Source organism: Nocardia vermiculata NBRC 100427, from assembly GCF_001613265.1.
Lineage (GTDB): Bacteria > Actinomycetota > Actinomycetes > Mycobacteriales > Mycobacteriaceae > Nocardia > Nocardia vermiculata.
On record NZ_BDCA01000064.1, the window covers coordinates 1 to 3141 of the forward strand.

Annotated in this window: 4 protein-coding genes and 1 pseudogene; 4 read left to right on the forward strand and 1 reads right to left on the reverse strand. The window is 65.2% G+C overall.

Going from position 1 to position 3141, the window contains the following annotated elements; all coding sequences use genetic code 11:
* Positions 1-271: 271 nt before the first annotated feature.
* The 3 genes from NV2_RS30420 to NV2_RS30430 all read left to right on the forward strand — a co-directional run bounded on the left by NV2_RS30420 (position 272) and on the right by NV2_RS30430 (position 2580).
* Positions 272-727: a GNAT family N-acetyltransferase gene (locus tag NV2_RS30420; RefSeq protein WP_210749539.1), complete on the forward strand. Its 456-nt coding sequence runs from the start codon at positions 272-274 to the stop codon at positions 725-727.
* A 55-nt stretch (positions 728-782) separates the two neighbouring features.
* The gene (locus tag NV2_RS30425) at positions 783-1529 is read left to right on the forward strand and encodes an MBL fold metallo-hydrolase (RefSeq protein ID WP_067882386.1); all 747 of its coding nucleotides are present in this window, start codon (positions 783-785) and stop codon (positions 1527-1529) included.
* Positions 1530-1743: 214 nt separating this feature from the next.
* Positions 1744-2580, forward strand: a complete 837-nt coding sequence (locus NV2_RS30430; RefSeq protein WP_067882389.1) for a PRC and DUF2382 domain-containing protein — start codon at positions 1744-1746, stop codon at positions 2578-2580.
* Between the two features lie 118 nt (positions 2581-2698).
* On the opposite strand, the gene NV2_RS31645 is transcribed toward NV2_RS30430, so the two are convergent.
* Complete coding sequence (locus NV2_RS31645) at positions 2699-2851, reverse strand: hypothetical protein (protein ID WP_157103171.1); 153 nt, start codon at positions 2849-2851, stop codon at positions 2699-2701.
* Here NV2_RS31645 and NV2_RS30435 point away from each other — a divergent pair.
* Positions 2847-3104 (forward strand): annotated as a pseudogene (locus NV2_RS30435) (DUF4242 domain-containing protein); the annotation flags it as partial. The gene NV2_RS31645 and the pseudogene NV2_RS30435 sit on opposite strands and share 5 nt — an antisense overlap.
* Positions 3105-3141: the final 37 nt, after the last annotated feature.

The window sequence follows — 3141 nt, forward strand, 5'->3', positions numbered from 1 at the left end:
CAGTCCCGTCGCAGGTTCAAATCCTGTCAGCCCGACAGATAAACCCTTCCGACCCAGGTCGGGAGGGTTTTGTATTCTCCAAGAGATGTATCAGTCAGACTCTGGCCGGCTTCGCCGGCACTGAACGGTGCAGTTCCCACTGCCGTGCATCGCGGAACGCCCGAGACGAGCAGACTTTGCTTCGGAGGTGATCCAACCCAAATCGATTGACATCCGCCGGGCTTCATCGAGGATGATACCCATGGTTGCGCCGAAGGTGATCTTGCGGAAGATGACGGAGACGGAGTACGAGCAGGCCACCCGCCACCGCGAGGCGGAGGGGATCCGGGAGCTCGCCAAGCTCATCCCCGAGGATGAGGCGGTGAAGCGGGTGTTGGCAGGTACGGCCCACTTTCTTCCGCAGGGGTGCGATACCGCAGGTCATCACCTTGTCGTTGCCGAGAACGAGGCCGGGGAGGTCGTCGGTGATGCGTGGGTCGGGCCCGATCCGCAGGATGCGACCGGTACGGCGGATTCCGCGTGGTTGTACGACATCAACGTGTTCGAGCGGTTCCGGCGCAACGGGTACGGGTCTGCGATCCTGGCGGCCGCGGAGGAGCTGGTTGCCGGCGAGGGGCGGACGAGGCTCGGGCTGAATGTGGTGGGCGACAACGACGTTGCGATCGCGATGTATCGGCGCAACGGGTACCACGTCTCTTCGATGCAGTTGGACAAGCCGCTTCGATAAGCGCACGGTGTCGGTTGGTTCGGCCGTCTGGCGTGGGATGCGGGAGGATGGGGGAGTGAAGATCCAGCAGGTGTCCGATTCGGTGTATGTGGTGGCGGGGACCAATGTCAACTGGGCGTTGGTGTCCGACGGGTCCGGCGTTGTTGTCGTCGATGCCGGGTATCCGGGGGATACGGCGGCGGTGCTGAAATCGGTGCGGGAGATCGGGCACGGGCTGGGTGATGTGGCGGCGGTGCTGGTGACGCATGCGCATCTCGATCACATCGGGGCCGTTCCGGAGCTCGTGGAGCGGGTGGGGATGCCGGTGTACACCGGCGCGAATGAGGTTCCGCACGCCAAACGTGAGTATTTGCAGCAGATTTCGGCAGTGCAGGTTGCCCGGCAGCTCGGTTCGTTGCGGGGGGCTCGCTGGGTGGCCGATACTGCGCGGGCCGTGGTCGGGCATCTCGGGACGTCGGTGCCTACCGCGCAGGCGGCGGAGCCTGCGGTGTTGGCGGCGTTGCCGGGTGGGTTGACTGCGGTGTCGACGCCTGGGCACACCGACGGGCATACGGCATATTTCATGGCGTCGGAGGGGGTGCTGTTCTCCGGTGACGCCCTCGTCACCGGTCATCCGCTGTTGCGGGGGACGGGACCGCAATTGCTGCCGGATGTGTTCAACCACAACGAGAGTGGAACCCGGGCCAGCTTGCGGAATCTCGCGATCGAGGATGCGCACATCCTGGTTCCGGGGCACGGTGAACCGATGCGTGGTGATCTGCCCGAACTGGTCGCACGAGTCATTGCCAGTGACTTGCCGTAGTTGTCGTTGCAACCGGAACCGGTAGCGGTGACCGAGGTTTACCGCACAGTGCGCCGATATCGGTATACCTCGCAAAACCGGTGTTGAGGGTGTTTCGCCGGAAGGTTGCCGGGTACGTCTCGGGGTGTAACCGAAGAAGCTGGGCCGCGGGGCGGCCGGCGAATTCCGGCCCGTGCCGTGGGCTCATCCAACCGTATCGAGGAGGAGAGCAACCATGACAGGACGGCTCGACACTCTGATGGACAGTACGGTCTACGACTCGCACGACGACAAGATCGGCAAGGTCAAGAACATCTACGTCAACAATGACACCGGATCGCCCACCTGGGCTTCGGTGTCCACCGGACTGCTGCGGCACGATTCACTGGTGCCGCTGGCCGGGGCACAGCAGAACCGCAACGGCGATGCGATCCGGGTGAGTGTGGACAAGGAGATGGTGAAATCCGCTCCCGCGGTCGAACAGGACGGCCGCATCAGCCAGGAGGGCGAGCAGCAGCTGCTCAGCTACTACCACATCGACCCCCGTAATGCGGGATGGGACGCCTACGGCCGCGCGATGCGCAACCCGGAGCCCGGCCGTCATGCCCGCCCCGAGTCCGACCTGGATGCCCGTTCCGAGGCCATGGCGGCGCCGACCGCCGGCGACGAGGGACTGATCCGCTCCGAGGAGCGCCTGAACGTCGATACCGAACGGGAAACCGTCGGTACCGCCAGGCTGCGCAAGTACGTGGTCACCGAGGATCAGACGGTGACGGTGCCGACCAGCCACGAAGAGGTGCACGTCGAGCGTGAGCCGATCACCGACGCGAACGCGGCGCCCTCGTCCATGGGCGACGAGGAGCAGGAGGTCACGCTGCACCGTGACCGGGTGACCGTCGACAAGGAGACGGTGCCGGTGGAGCGGGTGCGCCTGGCCGTCGACGATGTCGAGGAACAAGAGACGGTCGGGGACACGGTGCGTAAGGAGCGCATCGACACCGAGGGTGCCGACACCATGAACCGGGCGGATCGCCGGTACCCCGATGATCCGCGTTTCAGCGACGATCGCTGATCACGGTCCCCGTCAGGGGGGCGTTCTCCGATTCACGCGGTAGGAACCCGCCGGAACCCGGACGCTGGTGGTTTCGGCGGGTTTCCGCTGAGATTACCGTAAGGGGAACTGTGGCAACCTAGTTGGATTGTGCGATCAACTGCGCCGCCAGTGTGCGTCCGGTGCGCAGGGGTTCGAGACTGTGCTCGAATTTGGAACCGGACAGGGCGCCGTCGTAGAGCAGCTGGATTCGGCGCGCGAGTGGATCCGGATCGGTGCTGCCCGCCCCCACCGTCGGCTACCTGGTCGAATGGGATATTCCGCCGGAGATCGACATGGAGACCTACCTGGCCCGCAAGAAGGCCAAGGCGCCGAAGTACGCCGATGTGCCCAAGGTCAGCTTCCTGCGCACCTACGTGCGCGAGGACATGGACAAGTGCCTGTGCTTCTACGGCGCCCCCGACAAGGCGGCAGTGCGCCGGGCGCGGGATGCGGTGAGTACCCCGGTCGACCGGCTGCACGTGCTGGCGAACCCGCAGTCGTGACCGGCGCCGCCACCGCGTCGAGGGTCGCCGACCCCTC